The organism is Pigmentibacter ruber (assembly GCF_009792895.1).
GTDB lineage: Bacteria > Bdellovibrionota_B > Oligoflexia > Silvanigrellales > Silvanigrellaceae > Silvanigrella > Silvanigrella rubra.
On sequence record NZ_WSSC01000002.1, the window covers coordinates 124,454 to 150,217 of the forward strand.

Here is a 25,764-nt window from a genome sequence, read left to right on the forward strand (position 1 = left end):
ATGATACATCAAATTTTTTTAGGTTTTATTTTTGGATTTACTGTGTATTTAATTTTTACACTAAGGAAGATTTTTTTTCAAGTACAAGAAGGTCAAATAGCTGTTATTATTTCATTTGGAAAAGCAAAATCAATTGATATTTCAAATAATAATTTAAAAATTTATAATTCAGGACTTCATTTGAAGCTTCCGTGGGAAAAGGTAAAGAAAATTTCAATAAAGGAACAAATATTAGACTTAACCATGTCTGAATCTGGTACAATGTTGATGACAACTGATGGTACACTTTTAAAAATAGAAGCTAAGTTAAGATATACACCTATTTTAACTAATATTTATTCACTACTATTTTCAATGGAAAAACCATATGAACATATTAAAAATTTTTTCAATGGTTTAATGCATCAAGAAATTGGTAAATTTAGTAATACAACTGCTTTGTCTTCTGATAAAGATCTACAAATGAGAAAAGGAACATATGCTATATTAAGAACTGAAAGAGGTCATTTAAATTTACAAATTAATGATTTATTTAGTAATAAATTCCGTGAACATTATGGATTTCAATTTGAAGGAATAGATATTATTGATATTATACCACCAGAGGAACTAGCGCAGGCATTAAATGCAGTCATTCATGCCCAAACGGAAGCGGAAAAGAATTTTGCATTAAAAGAAGCTGAATGTGAACAGAAATTACTAGCTGCTAAAAAAGGAATAGAAATAGCAAAATCAAAAGCAAAATCAGTAAAAGCTGAAATTCTTACACAAGCAAAAATTCTTGAAAAATTAAATAATGTTGGAACTCTTCAAGAATATATTCAAAGAAGAGAAACAGAAGTATATTCTGAAGCCAAATTATCTTATATTAAGAGGTAAATATGAATATTAATGCCTTGAATTATGTTATAGGAATCATAGCGGGTTGTTTGCTTATTCCTTTTATTATTTTTATTTTTCGCAATATTTCTCTTCAAGTTGAAAATGAGACGCAAGTTCTATTATGCCGTTTTGGAAAATTTATTAAAGCATTTGATAAACCAGGATTGTATTTTCAATTAGATAAATTATTTCCATGGGTAAAATTTATTACTGTATCTTTAAAAAAAGATTTTAGATGTGTTGAAGAAATACATGTTAATGATCGCAGAGGAACAACAATAATAGTTGATTTATTTTATGAATTTAAAATATTTTCACCTACTATGGCGGCATTTCAAATAGAAAATATCGAAAAATTTATGCACAGTACTGTGATTAGTATGACAACTACAATTTTAGGGACTTTTGAATTCAAATATATTTTGGAGAATAGAGATCTAATTAATAATATGTTGAAAGAAGAAATTAAAAATAGATTAGAAAAATGGGGAATTAATCTTGAAACAGCATTTTTGAGCAGAATAAGTTTACTTTCTGAAGTTTCTCAACAATTATTTGATAAAGTTTCAGCTCAATTAGAAAAAACAAAAGCTGATATTGAAGAAAATGGGAAACTTGCCGTTCAGTTACTTGAAGCTCAAACTGCTGAAAAAATATCTGAATTAGTGGCAGAGGCAAAAGGTCAATATAGCTTGAGTGTAAGCGAGGCCTATCAGAACTTGATTGGAAATAAAGAGATTTTTGAAGGTTATAAAAAATTATATACATTGTCACTGCAAAAGGCGCATAGAAGTATTGTTTTTCAAGGTTTTGACGCTACTGAATTGACTTCTGTAGATTCGGCAATGACAATGGTCACATCGTTTGATGATACTGCATATGTCAATGGTCCCAAAGTTTCTGAACTTACATCCTCAAATTTGCAACATTTATCTAATTGTTAGCTTAGCGAGAGGGTATCTATTCTGAATTTAAAGGAGCTTTTCAATGAAATTCATGTTTACTCTTTCATGTATTGGATTATTAGCTATCCCTTCTATAGCTTTTTCATCAGATTTATCAACGAAATGGAATATTAAAAATAATGCAAAAGAAAGTATTTCATTAAAATGTGGTTTAGCTAATTCTGATGTGCAAGTTTCAATGTCTACTAAAATTATTGCAGCAGGCAAAAGTGAAGTTTTTGATTGGGGTGATAATTATTATAATGATGGATTATGGCTCAATGCAGGTTCATGGAAATGTGAAGCAAAAAATAAAACTAAGCTTCCTGCAGAATTTGAAGCATTTAAAACCGATTGGGGTGAGTCTATAGCTCTTGTTGTTAATGAAATTGATGGAAAATTAAAATTAGAAAAACTTGAAAAATCTGATTCCTCAATTGCTGTTAAAGAAAAAGTGAAACCAAAATAATTTTCTAAATATTTTTTTTGGTTTCATTACTTCCCTCAATACCGAATCTATAATCTGCTTGAATTTTATTACTTAAAATATTTAGTTCTGGAAATATTCCGCAAATTATATTTTGAAGAACAACCGCAACATCACCAAGACGTTCTAAATCTTTGAGCACATAGTATCCACCAGATTTTAAAAGATGAAACGCAATCTCTTTTATTAATTTATCTGAAATATCAATTTCTTTGTGTGTATAAAAATTCTTTCCTTTAATATTAGAATTAATAATTTCTCTTTTAATTGATAAATATGCTTTCATAAAAACTTTTTTCAATTGCAACATGAAAATTTCATCAAACTTAAAATTGCTAAAATAGTTATTTAATTCTTCATAGAATTCATCAAGAAGGAATTTTCCATATTGAATTTCAGTAATATTTTGTTTAGTAAAAGGTTTTGTATTTAGCATAAAATAATTGCTTATCTTAGAAAATTTAGTTGGTAAATCACTACTTAATAATGGAAATTTTAGTCTGCTGTAATTTAAGTAGTATTCGTTAAATGCAACTTGAATATATTCAATTAATTCATTTTCAAAGATATTTTCAATGTAACCCATTGTTTTCAATTTGAATGAAATAATATCAAAATATGAAGTTAAAAATACTGAAATAATTATTTTTTCCTTCAAAAATGAGATCTTTTCAAGATAAGTTCTTATTAAATAAACCTCTTCTTCATCTACTAAATGAGAATCTTTTTCAAGCTTCCTAAATTTATATGAAATGAGTCTAATATTATCTATAAAATTTAAAATTAATTTCATACGATTTTCTATTTCACTATAAATATTAACAGTGTTTTCATTATTTGTCAAACTAGTCAATTTATATTTAGGATCATTATTGAATATAGTCATAAATATTTTATTAAAATCTATGTATTGAGTTAAATCTAAATGTTCTGGAGTTAGTGAAAAATGAAAATAAAAAAGCGGTTTTTCATTCTCAGAAGTATTTTCTATATAAGTGAATAAAAGCTCTCTAAAATCTAAGTTTATTTGTAGTATATGAAAAATATTTTTAAATTTGAATTTAAAATTCATATTTTTTGCATAAATCATTTTTTTTCCTATTTATTTTTTTAAAAGATTTATTTTCCAACAATTTTAAGAAATCCACGAGCACCATCAACAACACCTTTTGTGTCATTTAAATCTTTATTTACTTGATCATAATTTTTACTTAATTTATTCAAATCATTTCCCATTCTTTTTTGTTCATCAGTCACATTATTCAATTTAGCATTTTGATGTTCCTGCTGATCTTTAATTATTGAATTGTCTTTTTCTATCCCCTCTAGCATTTTCGAGAATTTTTCAGAGTCTTGATTTCTTTTTTCTTCGCTATTTTTAATATAATCAAGAATATCCTTTTTATCTTTTCCTGAAATTATTTCATTTATTTTTCTTATACCTTCTCTCACATTTTTACTTAAATACTTTTCGTAATTAATAGGTGATGTGCGAATAAGTGAGACAATTAGATCAATTTGATTGTATGTATTCCATAATTTTAGAGCTTTAGGTAAAATAGTATTTATACTTGCATGAGGAATATAGTTTAGTCTGTAAATATTAGATGTATCATTTTGAATATTAGTCATATATATGCATATATCCCAATTTTTAGATTTTTCATATTTGCTTCCTAGAAGTTGATACAAAGTAAGAATGAAATCGTGACCATAGTCATTCTTTAAGTAATATGTCCTTGAAAAACTTATTATTAAAGCTTTTGAATGTATGAATTCTGTATAAGCTAACATTAAATTTAATATTAGCTTTTTTAAATATTTTAATTTTTCTATATAAAATTCTGAAGATTTTATATTTTCTTTGGCTTCTCTATAATTATCTAGCTTCATTCTTAATTGAAAGTCTAAATCACTTTTTAGTGGTGTTTTATTCATTGAGCCATTCATGTAATATTCTTTGAATGTTTTGTAAATATTATCATCGTTTACTATTAATTCTATTTGATTTATTAATGAAAATAATTTACTATTATCATTTTTAAGATTGAATGTAGTCCCATAAATTACAGTTTCTTCAATAGTATCAATTTGAAAATAATTTAGTATTATAAAATATTTCAGTAATTTATAAAAATCATGGTCTGCACTTGAGGGCATTATTGCCTGTTCAATTTTTCTTACCGCGTGTGATGTATTAGTACAAGTTGAAATCATATTTAGTATTGAAAATAATTCTAATATAAATAAATCAATAAGAATTAAGACTTCAATACTAATTTTGAATTCATTTTTTAGCAATCCATCTTTTATTTTTGAAAAATTTAAATTAGGATTCTTTTTCTTAAATTCAACGAACTTTTTTATATACTTATAAATATAATTTTCAATATGATTATGATAAACTTGAAAAGAAAAAATTATACTATTATTTTCGTAAATTATGAATTTACTTCCATTTGTTGCATCTTTATTGTATTTTATTGTAATTGATCTAATTGTATTACTTGGTGTATATCTAATTGTATCATTAATATTATCTTCTTTTATATTAAGATTTTGCATTTCTAAATCATCATATCTAAAGCTTCGCATTCTTGATTCCTTTACATTTAGTGAAAGATACATCCAGATAAAAAATAGTAATGTAATTAATTCTTCTTTTGAAATTTATTATTTTGGAATTATTATATTTTATTTTCTATTTATAAAAAATAATAGCTGTAATTTGTTATTTAATTTTTTTATAACAAATAATTTTATTTTTTCTAACTTATTTTGTTGTTTAATATATATTTTTTTTGATAATTAAAGTTTTATAATCCAACTTTTTTTAAAAAAAATTATTTAATTATTCAATTATTTATTTTAAGTGTAAGGAATTTTTTATTAAATTCATAACCTATATTTATTCTATCATTTTTTTCTAAAGATATTTGAGGATTATAATTTAATTCAAAAATGCTTAATTTATATGCTAAAATAGATTTTGATGTAACTAGAATTTTTTTAATGTGATTTAAATCAGTTAAAAAAATAATTAAAATTCTGAGTTAGAAGTTATAATAAAGTAACTCGCACTTCAATTTGATACCTATTGAATTAATTTACTAGTTTGCAAGTCACTTAGGCGATTCGGATAGAATGAAAAGTGTGCAACATTTAAGGAACAATTTAATTTGAAGTTTTGGTTATTAATATTTCCCTGCTTACCAGTTTAGCTGGAGAGCTGCTTAAATATGCCTTAGTAAGCAATAATATTAGAGGATATTGTTGAGGAAATTTTAGCTGAAATGTAGCAATTAAGAAAAGATAATATGTATTTTGGCTAGAATGGTCACAGCTTTAACATTGGATAAAGTTTTATCAACTGATATCTATGAAATTATTAAAATCTGCTTATTTTGTTTTAATGCATTTATAAGAAATTTTTTACAATTATAATCACAGCCTCTCATCTGAGACTAGTATTGCTGAGCCTCAAGTAAAGTATCAAAATTTACATTTATCATGTATTAACTAAATTAGGTTTACTGCAATTTACTTTTTTTAATATAAAGAAAATATTCTGATTAATGCAAAAATTTCATATTTTAACGAGAAAATATTGAATAAAATATTAAGTTATATTATAAGGATTTGATTTTATAAATTAAAATTTAAAGTATAATATTTCAACAGTGATAGTATAAAATTCTTTTTATAACTACTATTAATTTGAAATAAAATCAAGTTTCTTAATTGAATTATGATTTAACTTAAGGTTTATATTTTTCTTGTTTAGATAAAAATCCTTAATTAAGACAAATGAATTGTTATTTTCTATATTTAAAAATAAATCATTATTCATTTTAATTTTTTCAAATTTAGAATTACTTAAATCAGAAAAATCAATTTCTTTCTGTTCTATATCCATTCTATTGGAATCAAATACATTGAAAGAATGGTTTAAAATTTTAATAGATTTAAATTCATTATTATAGATATTAAAGACAAAAGAATCTGATAATTTATTTTCATTATCCTCAATATTTGTTCTTATTAAATCTAATAACGTACTATCAATGGTTAAATAATCTCCAACTTGAACTTCTAAATGTCTATATTTAGAAGAGTCAAACCATTTATGAATTAAAACAATAAATTGATTATTTTTATCATCAATAATAGAAATTTTTAAATGATTTTCAATCTTCCTCTGATCTGATTGCTTACTAAACTTAACCGAAGTAATTTTTTTATTGTGATCATTTATGATGATAAAATCATTGTCTTCATTTATATCTTCATTTTCTATTTTTAAAAAATATTTATTTTGTTCAGCATCTTTATCCATATTAATAACATACACGTCGGAATCAGTTCCCCCATTAAGAATGGGATATTTTAAAGAAGTCAGGGTTTCAATTCTTGTATTTAAGTAAACAGATAATAAATCCTTTCCAGAATTTCCATACAAAATATCGTTACCACCATTTCCGGAAATACTATTGTCTTCATGATTACCTATTATTTTTTCTGAAATATTTGAACCTATTATATTATTAAATTTATAATTAATTAACGCTAATTCATTCATATTAATATATTCTTTATTTGTTTTTAAAGTATCAATAGGTACCAAAGAATTTAAATTTACATCATCTGAATAGAGAGAATTTTGATTAGAACTAAAAATATTTCCTTTTAGATCTGAAATATATATATGTTGATAATTTTCACCATTAAAATAGTTTTTAATTATGATTGCTTCAATAAAGGTTTTATTCTCAATATAACCTAAAATTAAATTAGAACCATCTTTTTTTGATTTAATATTTTCTATATCCGTCATTATAGCATCAAAGCTTTCATTGTCAGTTAAACTAAACTTTGAATCGAAATTATCAATAGTTTTAATATTACCATTTTCTATATCATTTTTTAAAATAACATAGATATCTTTTCCTGATCCACCATTTAGATAGTCAAGTCCTTTTCCAGGGTAAATAATATCGTTTTCTTGATGACCATAAATTTTATCATTTCCTGAAATTCCATACAAAATATTTTCATTTTCGTTTCCATGAATAATATCATTTAAAGGTGATCCAATGACATTTTCTATATTTATAAAATTAGGGAAATCTTTTGAAGTATTTTCTTCATTTAAAGATATAGTTAATTCATAATTAGGATCATTTTTAAAGTTAGTAAATGTAATAGTATCTATCCCATCTTTTCCATCTATAAATCCGTTTGTTGTAGAATTAAAACTTTTTCCTTTAACAATATCAAAAAATTCAAAAATATCCTCTTTTTCTCCGCCATATATTTGAAGTAAATATGAAGAAGGATGAATGTTATATAAGTTTATAGAAGATTTATCCCCTATAATAGAACTTATCATATTACCATGTTTTCCTTGATCACCAAAACCAACAAAATATAAGTTTGCTTTGCGTTTTTCTGGAACGTTACTTGAATTTATTTTAGTAAATACTTCTTTCATAGGGAAAAATGTATCAGTTGAAGGACATGGAATTGTGTCATTTCCATATTTTGTAAATATTTCACTTTCTTTTGATTTAATAATCGTATTTTTTAAAGCTAATTTTGAATGATATCTATTTATATTTTCATTATGAATTCGGTTTAAATTCATTTTTTCATTTTCAGAAGCTTCTATTGAAGAATAAATATTATTTGTTAGACATAAATGCATTTGAGATTCCAGTTTTTCACCTGGAGTTATTGTTGGATAATCATAATCATCATCAAAGTATGAAAAGTTACTGGATATTTCGTAATCTGTAAAAGGCAAAAATACTCTAATTTCAGGATAAACAATTTTATTGAAAAAATATAATTCACTTGAAGTTATATTTTTTAAATATTTATTATTATTTTCTTCGAGAATACTAGGAATAATTTTGTTATAAAATGCATACTCCATTTCCCTTACATTATATTTAGGATCAATATCTTTTTTATAGGTACCAAAAAAATCTGATATTGAATTCATTACAACCTCTGCTTCTGTATAACCAAGTTCTCTTAATCTTTGTGAAGTTCGCACAGCATTATATGTTCCTTGTGCAAACATAATTGAAAATGCTATAGATGAACCAATTGGACCAGCCTTCGTTGAAATAGGTAAAAAAATTCCTGTTGCTAGGGAAGTTGCTCCCGTTGCAACTGATAAAGAACCATTTATATATAAATCTTGTTTTATTTTTACATCATCGACTAATTTAGAGTTTTTTATTAGCTCATCTCCTTTATAAATGTCTATTGCTGCAGAAGCAAAGTTTAGGACAGCTTGTAATGAACCTAAATTATGAAACGTTTTAGGATGCTTTGACCAGTAAGATTTCATTCCTATATTTCTTAATAAATCTAAAGCTAAATCTGTCTGATTAAAAATAAAATTTGATGAATCTAGAACAGCATTTTTTACATTCCCGCTCTCGATAGAATCCTTAATTTGATTTAAAGAATTTGGCATTAAAACAAAATTCATAAAAACATTATATTTATTTGCAAAAGAAGAGAATTTTTTAATTCCACTATAAGTATAATTTGAAAATTTAGATAAATTTGATTTCTTCGGATTTAAATTTAAATTATTTAGAGCATTAAATTGATCAACTTGCTCTTTTGCTCCTACCATTAATGGTCTAAAGGATTCTGTTTTAAATATATTTTTTGCAATCCCGTTATAAGCTAAATGAAAAACATCTCTAGTTTCTTTTCCAAAAGCATGTTTGAATTTAACTATTTTATTTAAAAATTGATTATTAATATAGTTTGAAGAGTTAAAGTCAAAAATAAGTCTTGAAAATTCATCAACAATTTTTTTATTAGTGGTATCTAACTCATTATAACTATTTAAATCATTAATAAATTTCTCTCTATCAAATATAAATATTTTTTTTGTTTTTTGAGAGAAAAATAATGGTTTTTTTAACATATCTGACTTTATTAATTTTTTAGGAAAATAATATGATATAAAACCTGGCAATGGATTTGGAATATTCCATGGCTGTTTATTAGTTTTTACTGATATTTCTTTTAAATATCTTTCTGATATTTTCTTTTTAAAATCAATTTCATTCTCACGGGACCAAAAATAACCATTGCGTAATATAATTTTTTTGACTATTCTTCTATCAAATTCTGGAGTTATTTCAAATTGATCAAAAAAGTTGAAAATGTTTCTTAATTTAACTATATCATTTGTATTACTATTTACATCCAACAAAATGGCTTCTGATTTTAAAGAAGAAGGAGTATATTTATTCTTTTGAATTTGCGAATCTATTTCTTTAAAGTGAGTAGAAACAAAAGAAATAAAAGAAAGAGAATCTTTGTTGTTTATTAATAATTGCTTTGATTTATTAATAAATTCTAAATTTCTTGTAAATATCTCTGAATTATTTCTTGGAAATATTTCTTCTAATGAAGGTAAATATATTTCTTTATAATATATTTCTTTAGACTTGTTTATAGATGAATTTTTATTTTTCCAATTATTTTTAAGATTATTGATTATAGTATTAGAATCCATGTTAGGATACTGCAGAATATAATCATATATTTTCTGCCAAACACGAATATGCGTTTTTTTTCTTGAAAGATCAACAAGCTTTTCATATCTATCAATTAATTTTTCTGTATAACTTGCTTCAGAATCATCAAATTCACCATCAGAAATTTTTGCTTCCAACGATTTTTTAGATGGCTCATCAAAGGTGAAATGGTTTTCAATATAATGATCTGCAACTTGCGAAGTTGTTACACCTAAAATTGTTGCACCTGCTCCTAAAATTGCTGTATTTGGTTCATTACCTATTAATGGACTTGAAATAAACATCATTGCTTGACCTGCAGTAATTAAAGTATCTCCAGCAGAGCGGGTTAAAATCCAATTTCTGTTACTTTTATAAAATGTTTCAATTATTTTTTTTGTAGCTAATATTTTTTGTTTTGAAGTTGTATCTAATTTTGAATTTTCTACTTCATTCCAGTATTTGCTATTTTTAAATTCTTCTAACCAAGCATTTAGAGTTTTTACTTCCCTAATATTTTCTTTAAATTGTGAGAGTCCAGCAATAACCATTTGTGCCTGCCCAGAAGCTAGTAGAACATTACCAAATGTTCCTATTGTTCCAGCAAGATCCTTAAACGAGTCTAGCTTAAATATATCGCTACTATAATTCTTAGCTTTCAAAGCAACTAATTCAGTTAATGTTTTTCCTTCTAAAGCAAGCATGCCATAATACATATAAGCCAAACCACTTTTGATATTTGGTAAAATAGTAAATGTTTCAAAGTATTTTGATAGTGAATCATTCAAACTATTTTGTAGTTTATGTAATTCATTAATATTTGTTACAATAAGCTCTCTTTCTGTATTTGGAAGTTTTGAAAGAGAATCTATGGTATTTAATTTTTCAAAAGTTTTTTTAAATTTAGTTAAGCTAAGATTTTTATTATCATTAGCACTCGAAATAGTTGCGTTTTGCTTTTCAATCATTAAAGCCAATTCTTTAATTAAATTATTGACATCACTTGCTTTTAGAATTCTATTTGTCTTGAAAAATTCATTAATTTTATTTAAAAATTTCAATTTAAAATTGGTATTTTCAGAAGATAACTTTGTCAAGTTTTCTATACTAGAATTATTCGATATATCATCTTTAATTGAATCGTTTAAATTTGATTTCATATTTAATTCTAATGAAATGTTTTTAATAATTTCTTTTCTAATCTTTTTTATATCATCTAAACTATCAATATATTCTTGTCTTACATCATGAAATTCTTGATTCGCTCCTTCATATCCTATAAAAACAGCGCCTCCAAATAACATATATATATTTGATTTTAATGTTAATTCTATATATTTTGGCAAACCTGAATTTTCTAAAGCAAAAGCAAGATCATCAGCTCCATCTATCACAAGAGCTCTACTTTTTATATCTGTTTTTAAACTTAAAACATTATTATGTGAATCTTTTCCTCTTATCTTTCTCAGCAAAAATTTTACTGTTTTTGCTTTTTTCATAATAAAAGAATTGCCATTAAAAACAGTTTTTATATCATCAATATTTTTATAGATATCAAATTTTCCAGTGGCATTATCCGTTACTAATATTCTATTACTGCTTCTATAATCAATTTTAATATCAAAATCATTTTCAAGTTGCACAATATCATCTGACTTTTTTGTTATGATCTCTTCATTAAGCCTGCTTTCTAATTCTTCTAAAGATTTTTTTGATAGGTTAATATAGTGAATTTTTTGATCTACATAAATTGTTGCATATAAATCCCAAAAATTGTTTTGTTGATCTTTTTTTAATTCAATATTATATTCATCATATTTAATGTGAAAATCTATTATTTTTTGTTGCTCTAGTTCTGATTGGTCTTGATTTATTAAATTTTCTTCTTCACTTTCAGAGAATATGTCTTCATTAAAACTAATTAAATTTTTTGAAAGTATTGAATTTTTATCTGATACATTCTCTTCTAATATTTGTTTATTTTTATGGCACCCTACATTAAAAAAAATTATAGACAAGAAAGAAACTGAAAAAATATTATTTAACGGAAAAAGTTTCATAATTATTCCTTTTGATATTAGAAATGTCCACCATATTTGCAAAAAATATGATGAGTTCTTCTTTTTAGAAATTTTTAAAAAATTTATATAATTTTGTTTTATTTGATAATGATATTCATTATCAAATATTTTTCTCTACTTAATATTTAAAAAAAAAACAATGAGTATTGTAATTCATAAAAATTTTTTAAAAAAAAACGAATATTATAAAATTTTTAGTAAAAATAGATAACCATTTTATAAAATTTACAAAAATTTGCTAATATTTGCATCTAATTAACCACCCAATAAAATTATTATGATTTTGACAGATACTTTGGGCTATGAACCATTACTTTTCATGTTGCTTTCTTTTAGTAGAAGCTACATCCAATCAAAAAATAGTAATAAATTAATTTTTATTAACTAAATATTTCTGTATTCACAGCTGGATTTTATTCATTTGTTGCTTTTTATGGTTTAATTATTGCTTTTACATTGGTAAATTCTCTATTTGCAAGAATTTTAAGAAAAACTTTAGTAGAAGTTTCTATGCTAGGAAAGATAACTGGCTGTTTACTTGCTATTAATCAAATTTCAGTTCCTTTTTCTGGGCTTTTTATTTCATTTCTGAATGATATAAAAGAAATAAAAAATTTAATGTTTTATAGTACTAATTTGCTTATTTTATTTTTCCTATTAAGTTATTATTTTTCTTTTAAATACAGAAAATTATCTTCAAATGAAAAGGATAAATCTGCAAAAAATAAAATTTCTGTTAGTGCATAATTTATGTTTTTAAGATTTCACTGTCTTCATTATTTCTTGAAAAATTCCTGAAACTTCAAAATTTGTAATTTCATCTTTTTTAGCAGCAAGAATTTCTTTTTGCATTTTCACACCATCTCTGCAACTAGGGCATCCACTAACAACAATTTCAGCAGGTTGTTCTCGTATTTGTTCAAATAATTTTTCAGAAATTTTAGTTCCAATATTAATCGCTTATATAAAAAGCCTCATAATTTTGAGCCCATTGATGGAAGTTTACCGATTGTCTGATAGGCTCTCATGAATGGGTGAATTTCAGTTTCCATTGGACAAGCTAAGTTAATTTTATGCAAATGCAAACCTCTAACATTATAAACTAAAATTGTTTTAGCTGATTTTCTGAGGAGTTAATTATCAATTTTTTTATAATTCATACAGTAATTACATATTTTATAGGATAATAAAAACTAATTGACAAAAAATAAATTAGGGGATAACTTTTCGATGAGATTAATCTTTTTACAGTAGAATATTCTATTTTCATAAGTAATAAAAATATGGAGAAATTACTATGTATGCTGGAATAAAATTGTCAGATTTGTATGAAGGAAATATTGAATCAAATCTTCAATTAGATTTCAGAGTTTTAATTGAAAAATTTGGACCTAAAAGAAATTCTCAAAATGGAAGTACTTTTTTTGCTGGTATAAAAGCTTTATCTACAGAAGTACAGGAAATGAAAGTGGTATAGTTCCTTTATTAGATGAATCACCCTTTTATATAGTTGATCATGGTGAAGTATATTATGCTCATGATTCTTACGGAATTCATTTAGGACAGGAAGATAGATTAACATTTTTAGGGAATAAAGAGCAAACTGTAGAATTGGTTTTAGTTGATTGTAGAGAGGGCTCTCCTACCTTGCATAATAAGGTTGAATTACATTTTAAACCTTCACCAATTAGATATTTAATTATACCACCGGGGGTTGCTCATGCTTTTAAAAATTTGGAAAATATATTTACAGTTAATCGTCCAAGATTACTGTTAAATTCAAAAGGGAATTACATTCCAAAAAATGATGTTATCGATTGGCCTCTTTCTAATTATAATTATCCAATATTAAAACCAAATAAAATATTAGCAGATATTCAATTCTATCAGAAACAAGCTGAAGAGCAGAAAAAATTTATTAATACACTTAAGAGTAGTGATTACTATGCAACACCTATATCAAGACTCTATACAGATCCTGCTTCAGGAAAAAAATATAAAGTAACATTAAACCATAAAAAAGAGGTTTAAGTTGAGAGAAATTAAATTTATATTTAGTATATTTCTAGTTTTTGTAGCTGATCATATTTTGTTATTTGCTTTGCCATTGATTGTGTTTAACACTACAAATAATATTTCTGCAGCAGGGCTGGCCTATTTTATTGAATGGTTGCCGCGTGTTTTGTTTCTTCCTTTTGGTGGATATTTAACCGATAAATTTGGGTCTAAAAAATCATTGATTTTTATTGATTTAGTGAAAATAGTTGCTTGTTTTATTGCTTTTATAATTTTATCCACAACTCATTATAGCATAGCAGTTGTAATCGGTATTTTAGGAGCAATAAGTTCATTGGGAACGTCACAAACAGCAATTGCGGCTGATGTGTTACTTATGAAAAATATTGAATTAAAAAGATATACAAAAGTTGTATCATATTTAAATATGTGTGATCAAGTTTCTATGTTAGTAGGTCCTGCAATAGCAATATTTTTAGTTACATATTTACCAATAAAATATTTTTTATTAATTGTCCCAATTTTTTACTTATACAATTTAATAAATACATTAAATCAGAAATGGCGAGATGACACAGACAGATTAATGATCAATAAAAATCATGAATCGTTCTTAATTAGTTTTAAAAATACGTTACTTATTTTTAAAAAATTTCCAATCCTACTTTTCTTTGCATTGCAAGCAAGTCTTATAAATTTTATTATTAGTATTGTTGAAGCTGCAGGTGCTCCCTTAGTAAAAATTTTATATCTTAAATCTGATGCTGAATTTGGACTGTTAAACATTGTTGCTGGAAGTTTTGGTGCATTATCAATGATAATTACTTCACATTTTATTGATGAAAAAAAAGTATTTTATTTTTCAATAATCGGTGCATTTGGTATAATCTTATCCTCATATATTTGTGTATTCTCAACTGGATTTTTCTCATTTGTAACTTTTTATGGTTTAATTATTGCTTTTACATTGGTAAATTCTCTATTTGCAAGAATTTTAAGAAAAACTTTAGTAGAAGTTTCTATGCTAGGAAAGATAACTGGCTGTTTACTTGCTATTAATCAAATTTCAGTTCCTTTTTCTGGGCTTTTTATTTCATTTCTGAATGATATAAAAGAAATAAAAAATTTAATGTTTTATAGTACTAATTTGCTTATTTTATTTTTCCTATTAAGTTATTATTTTTCTTTTAAATACAGAAAATTATCTTCAAATGAAAAGGATGCATCTGCAAAAAATAAAATTTCTGTTAGTGCATGATATATTTTTTAAGATTTCACTGTCTTCATTATTTCTTGAAAAATTCCTGAAACTTCAAAATTTGCAATTTCATCTTTTTTAGCAGCAAGAATTTCTTTTTGCATTTTCACACCATCTCTGCAGCTAGGGCATCCACTAACAACAATTTCAGCAGGTTGTTCACGTATTTGTTCAAATAATTTTTCAGAAATTTTAGTTCCAATTTTTGGATGCTTTAAGCGTCCTGTACCCGATAATCCGCAGCATCTGTCATAGGCAGCAACACCAGTAAAATATAAGTTAAGCAATTCTAATTGCGCTGCTGTTGCTGATTTGGTGTTATGACATGGTACTTTAAGGCCAACGGTTTTCTTAGCTTTTTTAGCTTCTTGAAATTCTGGTATTTTCTTTATTATTGACATTGCCAATTCAGCAGTGTCCATTGTGTCAAAATCAATTAATCGCATATCAAAATCTTCTGTGATATTTGCTTTTAAACGAACATATTCGGTAGTGGCTTCATTTTTTAATAAATTGCGCATTTCTTTAATGGCTTCGCAACAAGTAGGACAATTAGAAAATAAAATAAATTTTGGAATTTCTTGCATAGCTGAGTGACATTCAAGGACGAGACGAGAAATACATTTGGCAATTTCTATTAGACTCATTATTTGTGCCTGTTTGGCACGTTCATGTAAACCATCTGCTTCAAAAGGAAAACCACAGCACATCTTTTTTTCTAGGTCTACTATTCGAGCATTCAATATATTTTTAAAATATTCATCAACCCCCTCAGTGGCTGCTGGATTGCCAAACGTATCCATACATCCACGATAACGGATGAATACTTTATCAGGTTGATGAGTACTTTGAGCAATAAAATTTTCATTACTTTGATCATTTTTAATGAGAACAAAGTTATCTGTCGGTTGAATTTTAATTCCATGTTCATGGGCATGATAATGCGCTAAAGATAAAGTTGGTGGTACTGTATATGTTTTTATCCAATCCGGAATTATTTTTATTTTTCTTAAAAATGCAAGGAATGGAGCTCCCAATAAAGTAAAAAATGCAATTATACGATATGTAGCTGATTTAAAAATATCTTCACCCATTAAACGTTCATATAAAAAACCCCACAGTTTAGATCCCATCGATGGAAGTTTGCCCATGGTTTGATAGGCTCGCATGAGAGGGTGAATTTCAATATCAACAGGGCAAGCTTTATCGCAGCGCCTGCAGTAAAAACATTTTTTAAGTAACTCTGCACTTTCCTTCATCATTAGTGAAGTTGTTTGAAATATTTTATTGACTAAATGCGGATCGTTACTTTGTTCAGCTGTTCTTCTTATATGAGTTATTTTTTCCATAAACATAAGAATATTACGTTTACTAGGTAAAACAGAATTTTTTGAATTTCTTTTCTTTTCTCTTTCAAGTTCATGCTCGGCATCAATTACTGGACAAACTTTACAACTATTGCAACGAGTACATTTTTGTCCTTCAGCAACAGCAAAATTTTCTGCTATTAATAAGTGTTCTTCAAATTCAAGAGTATCTTTGTTACCTTTTTTTAGTGCATTAGATTTTTCTAATGATTCTTTTATATATTTAGCACTTGTATTTAATAATCTTGCACGAAGAGCTCTGGAATGGCTCGTTCTTAAAAATAATGTATCAGGATTATAAAGACCTTTTGGATCTAATAAATCTTTAACTTTACACATTCTTAAAAAATCGTCTGCTGGGATATAATTTAGCCATAAGAATGGAGCTTTTCCAGCAACACCATGTTCTCCAGTAAAACGTGCACTTCCATTTTTATCACTTTTTGGTGCAAGATTTTGCGCCTTTCCAATCACACTTTCTAAATAATCCCAAGCAATGTCGGCCTGTTCTTCATCATAGAGATCAAATCCACCAATATTCCAGTGAATAATTGCAGTATGATTTGGAGTTAAATGTCCAAATAGAACATCTTGCTTTTTCTCTGACATACTTTTAGGTGAAGTTTTATCAACTATTTTTAATACTTCTCCTAAATATTCTGTTCGAATTTCCATATCAGTTTTACATTTTGTGCGTAGTTTTTTTGGTAATTCCTCTCTAGGTTTTCTTAATATTTCAAATTCTTCAATATTTTTATTTTGATTTAGAATATTAGTTTTTTCTAATTTTATTATTACTTCAGATTTATTGTATTCAAGTTTAGCTAATGTTTGGAATATTGTTTCTTCATTTAAAGAATGTTTTTCTTGGCATTTTCTTTCTGTTTCGCCTTCAACAGCAAGAATGATTACTGCCTCTGTTTCATTAGTAAATACAGAGGGAAAATCTTGAATTAAGTAACGACGAATACTTTGTCCGGAAATAAATTCAAAATATTCGGGTTGATTATCTTTGTTTAATTTTTTGATTTCTCTTGTAGCAGCCATAGCTGCATCAACACTTGTAAAATGCCATCTCGAAGCTTGAAGCCATTCCAAAGGTTTTTCAATTTCAAATGTAACTTCATAGATAAATCCAGTAGTACCTTCAGCCCCAACAAATGCAGATATAGGTAGTGGAGGTAAATCAGCCATAGTATCAACTAATGTTTTATTTTCAGATGCAGCTTGTGCAAGCATATTTGCATTTGCTTTCATCCCTTGTAATGGAACAACAATTCCTTGGGCATTGGGAGTTGGGCAAGCTATTCTTCTTTTCTTTTTTACTTCATCAAGTGTTTTTTCAAATAAAGAAACATCTTCAATACTAAAGAATTTTCTTGCTAATAAAAAAGGCTCATTGTTAATACAATTAGCTTCATATTCACTCGTGGCGAACAACACAGCTAATCCTTCATGTGTAACAGCTCTACCACTTAAAATAACTTCAAATGCTTTTCTCCCGCCATTACTGCCTGTAGCCGCTATTCCACCAGTTGCAGCGCGTGGAGTGTTTGGATCACAGCGCAAAACATAACCGCGTTTCATTAAATATTGCACTAAATCTTTAAATGGCACACCAGCACCAACAGATATTTCATATTTTCCATTATTTTTCCTACTAGGTTTTATCTCAGAAATATGATCAATTCCCCTGACGCTTATCGTAACTGCGGGGGCCATTGGCGTGACTCCCATATTATAGCCACCACCTTCACCATATGGGATCATAGGAATGTCCTGTTTACTAAATAAAGTTACAATTTCTTGTAATGCTTTACTTGAGTAAATATGCACAACTGCTTCTGTCATGAGAGCTCTATGTTCCATACTATCTGCAGAAAAAGCCTCTCTATCTAACCAAAGAGCAGAAAAATTTCCCTCACCTACAATTTCAACTATTCTATTTTTTAACATTTTTAACTTGTTTCTGAGTTCAAATGTTTTTTCAACTCTATTACTTATAAAATCTACCATTTCTTTCGGTAAAGTATAATTTAAGACAGGTAAAACATCTGAATCAAATTCTCTTCTTGTTAATATATTTGGAAGAAATGTATGTGAACTTGATAGATTTATTCCTAATTTATCTTTTAATTTTTTAGCAGCTTCACTTGGTAAAGGAGGCATTAATCCAGCTATATCAAGCCAGTTATCAAGTTCTGCTGAGTTCATGTTCTATCATCCTTTGCTAAATATCCTGTGTCGTTAATTTTTCAGAACTAAAAGTCAATAAGTTACTTAAAACTCTTTCTCTTACAGCTTTTAACTGATTTGCTTTATATTGTTCATGTGAAGCAGGGCCAAATTTTGCCATTTCATAGCTTTCTTGATCCATCATCTGAATTTCAATAGGAAAATAGTGAGCAAAATATTGTGGAATAACACTTTCCATCCAAGGTTCTTGCCGCAAAATTCCAGTATATCTTCTCAGTTGATTTGTCATTGATTCTAGCACAAGATAAGCGGGATTTGGTGTTCTAACAAGGTGTCTTACTGTAAATTGAAGAGAGCGATAATGTTGACTGCTAAACGTATTTGAACGCTTGTTGTTATCATCGTTCGTTTGTGCAGACCAAGACATATTTTTACACATATTTTCAAACTCAAGATCAGTTAAAGTACCACAAGAATTTAAATCTTTTAAAAAACTAAATATTTTTTTAGGATGACGGATATTAAGTAATGAATTACGAGTTCTAATTGAAACTACTTGATGTGGTATAATAATATCAGCTTCAATTAATAACTTTAGTAGCAATGGAATTTCGTTTGAGTTTTGTACGACAAAACGCACTCCTAAATAGTCAAATACATCATCAACGATACTATCTGGCTTGTGTAATAATTTTAAAACTATGCTTGTCCTTGTTTTTGCTTCTTTCCATTCTACTTTATTCAAATGGATTACAGCATTTTTAAATTGGCATATAATTGGTTCAGAGTGCGAAGAGTGATGTGATGGTTGCAGGATGTTCTTGATTCTTTTAAAGATTTGTTCTCGCGCGTCGTCAATAATATGAAGTCTACCGCTAAATTGCAAATTAGAAATGGCATACATTACTTTTAAAATGGAACAACACCAAAGTCTGAGATATCTTTTCCTTGGATCAAATGAACTTGCATTTATTAAAAGTTCACATGGGTTTGTGATATGAATAATTTGTGAGGGTACAACAAATTTTTCACGTTCTTGCTCTGTAAATAAAACGTGTCGGATAAAAAAAATAGATTCCCCAAAAAACTGTTCAAACTGTTTTATATGTAATTGATTTGCCAGATCAAAACCACAATTTTTTAAAAAGACTTCAGCCTGTGCTATGGTTTGAAAATTTAAATTGCGTTGAGAATAGGAATTTTTTATTCCAAGGATCACCTCAAATTCTTGCCAGGGAATGTTCCAAGGAGAATTGATGGAAGATAAATAGTTCTCAGTTAAGCCTTTATTTGCAAGTTGATTTTGGATCTCTTTCAAGCAACATCCTCCAAAACGACAAATTCTAGACGTTACAACTCAATGTCTAGAATGGTTATTCTATATTTGGCAGTATTTTTTGAAAAAAGAAAGGAGGGGGAATTGATTCTTCAAAAAAATTTTAACAATTTATTTCAATATTTTAAATTCATTCTAAAAACATGGTTAATGCAACTGATACTCATTCCACTAAGTATTTTTGCCGCTGATGATAAAAAATCACCGCCTCCTTCAAACAATACTCCTGGAGGTGCTCCGCAAACTCCTGTATATATTCCCCCTCTACCTAGGCATTTGGAATTCCCTACAATTTCTTATGCAAAAGAACCCACTGTTGAAGGAGAATCTGAAGTAAATGTAGCAAAAATGCACTTTTGGTACGTGTTAATACTTGCAACATGGAACCCTAGATCTGCTGAAATTACTGATATTATGAATAAAAATTTTAAAACCTTTTCCCAAAGAAAGGTTGGAGTGATAGGGCTTTTTTCGAATGATTCTGTTGAAGCAGTAAATATTTGGCGAAAAAAATACAATCCTCAATTTTTAAACGAATTTGCTTCCAGAAACTTTCTTGATGCACTAAAAAATCCTAAAATACCAAGTGTTTGGGTTATTGGAAACCAGGGTGAAGTGCTGCAAAGAATAGAAATGCCAACCAAAGAAATGATGCTCGAAAGCGTACAAAAAGTCATGATTTTGACAGGTTATTAATTTTTGCAATTTTAAATACGATAGACTGAATCCTAGTCCCAAATTTTAGGCAGCTTGAAAAAGTGATATATTTAATATACTGTCAAGACCGCTTCTTAAACCTTGGAGAGAGATGAATGTTGAAATTGGAAAGATTAAAGAAAAAATTGTCTTTTGCAGTCTTCATTCCTCTTACTATTGCCTTAACGGGATGTCTTAATTCACGCTCTAATAGTTCCAATCAAAACTTAGTTTTAAAGGGATCTGCTGCTGAATTAAAAGAAACTGTCGTGCTAGATCCTGCTTTCATTCACCGCCAAGAAATGGCTGAACGAAACTTTTTTGGTTTTACCGGAGCACAACAAGAGCATCTTAACAATATAGTAAAGAATGATGAAGATTTTCCAGAGTTGGATGATGAGCATTTAAATGATTCTACGCTCATTTCTATGGATGCTAAGACTGGAAAGTTTGGAGAGCTCATTTGGCCTACTGTAGGAACATTTTCAAGTGCCTTTGGTATGAGAAGTTTAGCTACAAAGGTTAGAAAAGTTCGTAATGCAAAAGTTAAAGCAAAAGTAAAAATAGTAAATCGTACTAGAATGCATTCTGGTATTGATATTAGTGCACCAGTTGGAACTCCAATTCAAGCTTCGGCAGATGGTGTTGTGCTGTTTGCTGGAAGTAAACGTGGGTATGGTGAATCCGTAATAATTGGCCATGATAATGAACATGAAACTCTTTATGCACATATGGTAAAGTATGTTGTTCGTAATGGCCAATTTGTTCGTCGCGAACAAGTTATTGGATATGTAGGGAAATCTGGCTATGTAACTGGTGCTAATTTGCATTATGAAACTAGAGTGGGTGGAGTTGCTTATAATCCTATTACTTATCTTCCACCAAATGCAGATGGTATTAAAAAATTAGGAATGAAAACTCCTGCTCTTACAACACAATTGGCTTATTATCAAAACAAGTCCAATTACGCTCTAAATTCCAATGAGAATAGCAAAGTCAAACGTAACTAAATTCTTATTGATCATTATTTCAAGAGAGACTTAAATTTTAGTTTAAGTCTCTTTTTTTATGTCTAAAATTGAGACAAGATAGTTAAAGAAAATGATTTGAAGATTCATTTTAAGAATTATATTGGGAGGGCTTAGCAATGAGATTTATAACCCTAATTTTATCTTTCCTACTCAATATTTGCTTTTTTTCCTCTGCTCATTCTTCCGCTGAATATTCTTACCAGAAGAAAACAAACTACTATGAAACTATGCCTCCTGCAAAAAAAGGGGGAGTTTTACATTTTCCTATTAGTAGTGATCCAAAGGTAATGAATCCTCTTCTCAGTGATGATACTGCTTCTTCTGCAGTAGAAGGATATCTTTGGCTTTCTTTATTTAGCATTGATCCTGAAACTTTAGAGTTTATTCCTAATCTTGCAAAAGATTTTAAAGTTTCTGCTGATAAGAAAAACTATACTTTTACTCTTTATGAAAGTGCCAAATGGCAAGATGGAAGTTCTGTAACAACTGATGATATTAAATTTTCATTTGATACATTAATGGATACAAAAACTCACGCAGCAGCTTTAAGATCTTTTTTTGAAGGTGTAACTTTAAAAATAATAGATAAACAAAGTTTTGTTTTTTCAATATCAGAACCACGATTCGATACTTTAAATGTTTTAGCTTCCTTTACTCCTATCCAGAAAAAACAATTTGAAAATACAAAAGATTTTAATTTAGATAAAGGAATTATGAATCCAGTTGGCAATGCAGCCTATATATTTGATAAATTTCTCCGTTCGCAAAAAATTATTTTTAAAAGAAATAAAAATTGGTGGGCAAAAGATTTACCGCATTTTAAAAATAGATTTAACCCTGATGAAATTATTTTAGATATTATTCCAGATCCTAATCTTACATATGAAAAATTTTTGAAAGGTGATGTCGATCAAATTTCATTTACTGCAGAGCAATGGCATAATAAAGTTACAAATATCGATAAAAATAAATTTGGAACAAAACAAAATGAAAAACCAATATGGTCTTTGAAAGTAAAAAATAAATTTCCAAAGCCTTATAACTATATTGCTTGGAATTTAAAAAATTCATTATTCAGTGATGTAAAGACTAGAACAGCTCTATCTTATTTAGTCGATTATAACAAAATATTGGAAAAGATTTTTTTTAATCTTTATACACAAAGTACTTCACCATTTGGTTCTTTTACAGAAAATTCTGCTCCCGAACTGAGAAGTAAACAAAATATCATTTCTTTTAATAAAGAGAAAGCAATTTCATTGTTAAAAGAAGCTGGTTGGAAAAATGATGGTTCAGGAATTTTAACAAGAAATATAAATGGAAAAATTGAGAAATTTGAGTTTAATTTAGATATTAATAGTAATAATACAACGCGACAAAAAATTGCAGAAATTGTTAAAGAGAATTTTAAATCAGTAGGAATTAAAGTAAATATCCGATCATATGAGTGGAATACTTTTCTCGATCTTATTAATAAAAGAAAGTTTGAAGCTGTTATTTTAGCTTGGACTGGTTCCTTATTTCCAAATGCAAAACAAATTTGGGATTCTGAGTCCGAATCGAATGAAGGGTCAAATTTTGTAAGTTATAGTAATCCAAAAGTTGACGAATTAATAAAAAAAGCAAATATTGAATTTAATTCTGCAAAAAGACAAAAAATAATGCAAGAAATTAATAGAATTATTTATCATGATCAGCCTTATACTTTTATCGCAGAAGTAAATTATGTCTTAGAAGGTTTAAATAGTAAAATATATTCATCACGCTGGATTGCAAATTATGAATCAGGTGCGGCAAGTGATTTATTTTACTTAGTAAAGTAAAAGGTAGTTATGCGGAAATATTTTATAAGACGTTTTTTAGCTGTCATTCCAATGTTTTTTTTAATGACATTTACATATTTTTGTATTCAAAACTATTTACCAGGTGGTCCGGTTCAAGAGGCATTAGCACGAATAAGAGGTCTTGGTGGAGAAGGTGGTGGTACAAAATCTGGAAATCTGGGACCTGAAGAAATTAAAAAACTTACAAAAGAATTAGAAATACAATACGGGTTAGATAAACCCGTTTTAACGAGGTATGCAATTTGGATAAAAAATATTTTAACTTTAAATTTTGGAGATTCAATTACGACTAGAGAGCCGGCAATGCAACAAATCATTGAACGCTTACCTATTTCTCTTTCTTTTGGAATACCAGGATTTTTTTTAACTTATTTTATAGCCATTCCATTAGGTGTGTTAATGGCGTTAAAAGATGGCAGTAAATTTGATTCTATTTCAACTATTATGTTGTTTATTTCTTATAGTATTCCTACTTTAGTATTTGCTGTAATATTTTTACTTATTTTTTGTACCGATAGATTTTTACCTTTTGGCGCTATTTTTCCATTAGGTGGTTGGCATTCTGATAACTATGATGAATTAAATTTTGTAGGAAAGTTTTTTGATCTAAGTAAACATATGTTTCTTCCTGTATTAGCTTCAGTAATTGGGAATTTTACTATCTTTGCAATATTACAAAAAAATAGCATGTTAGAAGTGATACGTTCAGATTACATTAGAACTGCAAGAGCAAAAGGATTAAGTGAAAATATTGTAATTTTCAAACATGCTCTTCGAAATGCTCTGTTACCTTTACTAGTTGGATTTGGTGCTATTTTAGGGAGTTTTTTGGGAGGTTCCATTATTATCGAACCTATTTTTGGCATCCCTGGTCTTGGTACTTTAAGTCTTCAATCGCTAGCATCCCGCGATTTTAATGTTGTAATGGCTATAGTTGTATTACAGTCTCTTGCAATTTTATTTGGACAAATACTGAATGATGTTGTTTATTTTTTAATTGATCCTAGAATAGAATATTCTTGAAATTAAAGGTGTTATGGAAAAAAATACAAGCCGAAAAATTAAACATTTTCTTTCTCAAAAAAAAGCAAAGTTTGGATTGGTTTTATTTGCTTTTATATTTTTTTCAGCTATTTCGGCAAATTTTATTGCAAATGATCAACCCATATTTTTACTCAGAAAGTTAAATAGTACAAATGAATTAAAGTTTTATTTTCCAGCTTTAATAAATTACACTCCTAGCGATTATACCTTAACTGATGCATTTATTGTTGATTATCAAAAACTTGAAGAAGATGATAGGATAAATAAAAACTTGCATTGGAGCATTAAACCAATCATAAAGTGGCACCCTGAGACACAAACTGATTTAATCTTAGCAAAACCTTCGAAAGAACATTTGCTTGGAACAGATAATTTAGGCAGAGATATTTTTTCAAGGCTTCTTTATGGAAGTAGACTGTCTTTAAGTTTTGGAATAAGTCTATGGCTAATATCATATATTATAGGAGCCTTTATTGGCTCAATGCAAGGGTATTTTTTGGGGATTTTTGATTTTATTTTAGAAAGATTAAAAGAATTATCTTCAATTATACCAATGCTTACCATGGTGATATTAGTAACTGCAGTAACAAAAAGTCAATCATTTTGGATTATTTTATTTCTTGTATTAATTTTTGGTTGGATGGGAATTGCTAGTCAAATTAGAGCTGCAGTTCTAACTATAAAAACAAGGGAATTTTGTGAGGCAGCAAAAGCTTTAGGGGCTTCGAATTTAAAAATACTTGTGAAACATATTTTACCAAATTCATTAACTCCGTTAATAACTTTAAGTCCTTTTGCAATTGAAGGTGGCGTTTCTTTACTTGCAGCACTTGATTATTTAGGCTTCGGTTTACCTCCGCCTACTCCAAGTTTGGGAGAATTAATGGCACAAGGAAAAGATAATATTCAAAATGCTCCTTGGCTTTTAATCTCTCCAGTGCTAACAATTTTATGTATTTTAGTTTCAATTAGTTTAATTGGACAAGCTTTAAGGGAAGCATTTGACCCTAAAATGAATTCATAATAAAAAGT

The 25,764-nt window shown here is 27.5% G+C and carries 17 protein-coding genes; 12 read left to right on the top strand and 5 right to left on the bottom strand.

Annotation, left to right across the window (positions count from 1 at the left end):
* Genes GOY08_RS07015 through GOY08_RS07025 form a run of 3 tightly spaced genes read left to right on the top strand, consistent with a single transcriptional unit; the run spans position 1 to position 2,295 of the window.
* Entirely contained in the window at positions 1-879 is an 879-nt protein-coding gene (locus GOY08_RS07015) for an SPFH domain-containing protein (protein ID WP_158998184.1), read from the top strand.
* 2 nt (positions 880-881) lie between these two features.
* The gene (locus GOY08_RS07020) at positions 882-1,826 is read left to right on the top strand and encodes an SPFH domain-containing protein (protein WP_158998185.1); all 945 of its coding nucleotides are present in this window, start codon (positions 882-884) and stop codon (positions 1,824-1,826) included.
* Positions 1,827-1,869: 43 nt separating this feature from the next.
* Positions 1,870-2,295: a hypothetical protein gene (locus GOY08_RS07025; protein WP_158998186.1), complete on the top strand. Its 426-nt coding sequence runs from the start codon at positions 1,870-1,872 to the stop codon at positions 2,293-2,295.
* Positions 2,296-2,299: 4 nt separating this feature from the next.
* Here the strand turns inward: GOY08_RS07025 and GOY08_RS07030 are convergent, their stop codons facing one another.
* The 3 genes from GOY08_RS07030 to GOY08_RS07040 all read right to left on the bottom strand — a co-directional run bounded on the left by GOY08_RS07030 (position 2,300) and on the right by GOY08_RS07040 (position 11,923).
* On the bottom strand, positions 2,300-3,403 hold the full coding sequence (locus GOY08_RS07030) for a hypothetical protein (protein ID WP_158998187.1): 1,104 nt from the start codon (positions 3,401-3,403) through the stop codon (positions 2,300-2,302).
* Between the two features lie 29 nt (positions 3,404-3,432).
* Entirely contained in the window at positions 3,433-4,908 is a 1,476-nt protein-coding gene (locus GOY08_RS07035; RefSeq protein ID WP_158998188.1) for a hypothetical protein, read from the bottom strand.
* 1,117 nt (positions 4,909-6,025) lie between these two features.
* On the bottom strand, positions 6,026-11,923 hold the full coding sequence (locus GOY08_RS07040) for a calcium-binding protein (RefSeq protein ID WP_158998189.1): 5,898 nt from the start codon (positions 11,921-11,923) through the stop codon (positions 6,026-6,028).
* A 531-nt stretch (positions 11,924-12,454) separates the two neighbouring features.
* Between GOY08_RS07040 and GOY08_RS07045 the strand changes: the two genes are divergently transcribed.
* The 4 genes from GOY08_RS07045 to GOY08_RS07060 all read left to right on the top strand — a co-directional run bounded on the left by GOY08_RS07045 (position 12,455) and on the right by GOY08_RS07060 (position 15,218).
* Positions 12,455-12,691, top strand: a complete 237-nt coding sequence (locus tag GOY08_RS07045; RefSeq protein ID WP_158998190.1) for a hypothetical protein — start codon at positions 12,455-12,457, stop codon at positions 12,689-12,691.
* A 550-nt stretch (positions 12,692-13,241) separates the two neighbouring features.
* The gene (locus GOY08_RS07050) at positions 13,242-13,421 is read left to right on the top strand and encodes a hypothetical protein (RefSeq protein ID WP_158998191.1); all 180 of its coding nucleotides are present in this window, start codon (positions 13,242-13,244) and stop codon (positions 13,419-13,421) included.
* Between the two features lie 134 nt (positions 13,422-13,555).
* Positions 13,556-13,975 (top strand): dTDP-4-dehydrorhamnose 3,5-epimerase family protein, encoded by a 420-nt coding sequence (locus GOY08_RS07055; protein WP_268892496.1) that lies wholly within the window; start codon positions 13,556-13,558, stop codon positions 13,973-13,975.
* A 1-nt stretch (position 13,976) separates the two neighbouring features.
* Positions 13,977-15,218 (top strand): MFS transporter, encoded by a 1,242-nt coding sequence (locus tag GOY08_RS07060; protein ID WP_158998193.1) that lies wholly within the window; start codon positions 13,977-13,979, stop codon positions 15,216-15,218.
* Positions 15,219-15,226: 8 nt separating this feature from the next.
* Here the strand turns inward: GOY08_RS07060 and GOY08_RS07065 are convergent, their stop codons facing one another.
* Entirely contained in the window at positions 15,227-18,799 is a 3,573-nt protein-coding gene (locus tag GOY08_RS07065; protein ID WP_158998194.1) for an FAD-binding and (Fe-S)-binding domain-containing protein, read from the bottom strand.
* Positions 18,800-18,815: 16 nt separating this feature from the next.
* Positions 18,816-20,099: a TIGR04552 family protein gene (locus GOY08_RS07070; RefSeq protein WP_158998195.1), complete on the bottom strand. Its 1,284-nt coding sequence runs from the start codon at positions 20,097-20,099 to the stop codon at positions 18,816-18,818.
* Positions 20,100-20,201: 102 nt separating this feature from the next.
* Here GOY08_RS07070 and GOY08_RS07075 point away from each other — a divergent pair, with 102 nt between their 5' ends.
* The 5 genes from GOY08_RS07075 (at position 20,202) to GOY08_RS07095 (ending at position 25,756) form a co-directional block, all read left to right on the top strand.
* Entirely contained in the window at positions 20,202-20,813 is a 612-nt protein-coding gene (locus GOY08_RS07075) for a hypothetical protein (RefSeq protein ID WP_158998196.1), read from the top strand.
* 116 nt (positions 20,814-20,929) lie between these two features.
* A complete protein-coding gene (locus GOY08_RS07080; RefSeq protein WP_158998197.1) occupies positions 20,930-21,823 on the top strand; it encodes a M23 family metallopeptidase in 894 nt (297 codons plus the stop codon).
* Between the two features lie 137 nt (positions 21,824-21,960).
* Positions 21,961-23,667 (top strand): ABC transporter substrate-binding protein, encoded by a 1,707-nt coding sequence (locus GOY08_RS07085; RefSeq protein ID WP_158998198.1) that lies wholly within the window; start codon positions 21,961-21,963, stop codon positions 23,665-23,667.
* A 9-nt stretch (positions 23,668-23,676) separates the two neighbouring features.
* Positions 23,677-24,711: an ABC transporter permease gene (locus tag GOY08_RS07090; RefSeq protein ID WP_158998199.1), complete on the top strand. Its 1,035-nt coding sequence runs from the start codon at positions 23,677-23,679 to the stop codon at positions 24,709-24,711.
* Between the two features lie 13 nt (positions 24,712-24,724).
* Positions 24,725-25,756 (top strand): ABC transporter permease subunit, encoded by a 1,032-nt coding sequence (locus GOY08_RS07095; protein WP_158998200.1) that lies wholly within the window; start codon positions 24,725-24,727, stop codon positions 25,754-25,756.
* The last annotated feature ends 8 nt before the right edge of the window (positions 25,757-25,764 follow it).

Bases quoted from the DNA above. Each gene is read 5' to 3' on its own strand.
- GOY08_RS07085 (WP_158998198.1), top strand. From the start codon at position 21,961: ATGAGATTTATAACCCTAATTTTATCTTTCCTACTCAATATTTGCTTT.
- GOY08_RS07065 (WP_158998194.1), bottom strand. From the start codon at position 18,799: ATGAACTCAGCAGAACTTGATAACTGGCTTGATATAGCTGGATTAATG.
- GOY08_RS07050 (WP_158998191.1), top strand. From the start codon at position 13,242: ATGTATGCTGGAATAAAATTGTCAGATTTGTATGAAGGAAATATTGAA.
- GOY08_RS07030 (WP_158998187.1), bottom strand. From the start codon at position 3,403: ATGATTTATGCAAAAAATATGAATTTTAAATTCAAATTTAAAAATATT.
- GOY08_RS07095 (WP_158998200.1), top strand. From the start codon at position 24,725: ATGGAAAAAAATACAAGCCGAAAAATTAAACATTTTCTTTCTCAAAAA.
- GOY08_RS07080 (WP_158998197.1), top strand. From the start codon at position 20,930: ATGTTGAAATTGGAAAGATTAAAGAAAAAATTGTCTTTTGCAGTCTTC.
- GOY08_RS07020 (WP_158998185.1), top strand. From the start codon at position 882: ATGAATATTAATGCCTTGAATTATGTTATAGGAATCATAGCGGGTTGT.
- GOY08_RS07090 (WP_158998199.1), top strand. From the start codon at position 23,677: ATGCGGAAATATTTTATAAGACGTTTTTTAGCTGTCATTCCAATGTTT.
- GOY08_RS07025 (WP_158998186.1), top strand. From the start codon at position 1,870: ATGAAATTCATGTTTACTCTTTCATGTATTGGATTATTAGCTATCCCT.
- GOY08_RS07040 (WP_158998189.1), bottom strand. From the start codon at position 11,923: ATGAAACTTTTTCCGTTAAATAATATTTTTTCAGTTTCTTTCTTGTCT.
- GOY08_RS07015 (WP_158998184.1), top strand. From the start codon at position 1: ATGATACATCAAATTTTTTTAGGTTTTATTTTTGGATTTACTGTGTAT.
- GOY08_RS07045 (WP_158998190.1), top strand. From the start codon at position 12,455: ATGCTAGGAAAGATAACTGGCTGTTTACTTGCTATTAATCAAATTTCA.
- GOY08_RS07035 (WP_158998188.1), bottom strand. From the start codon at position 4,908: ATGCGAAGCTTTAGATATGATGATTTAGAAATGCAAAATCTTAATATA.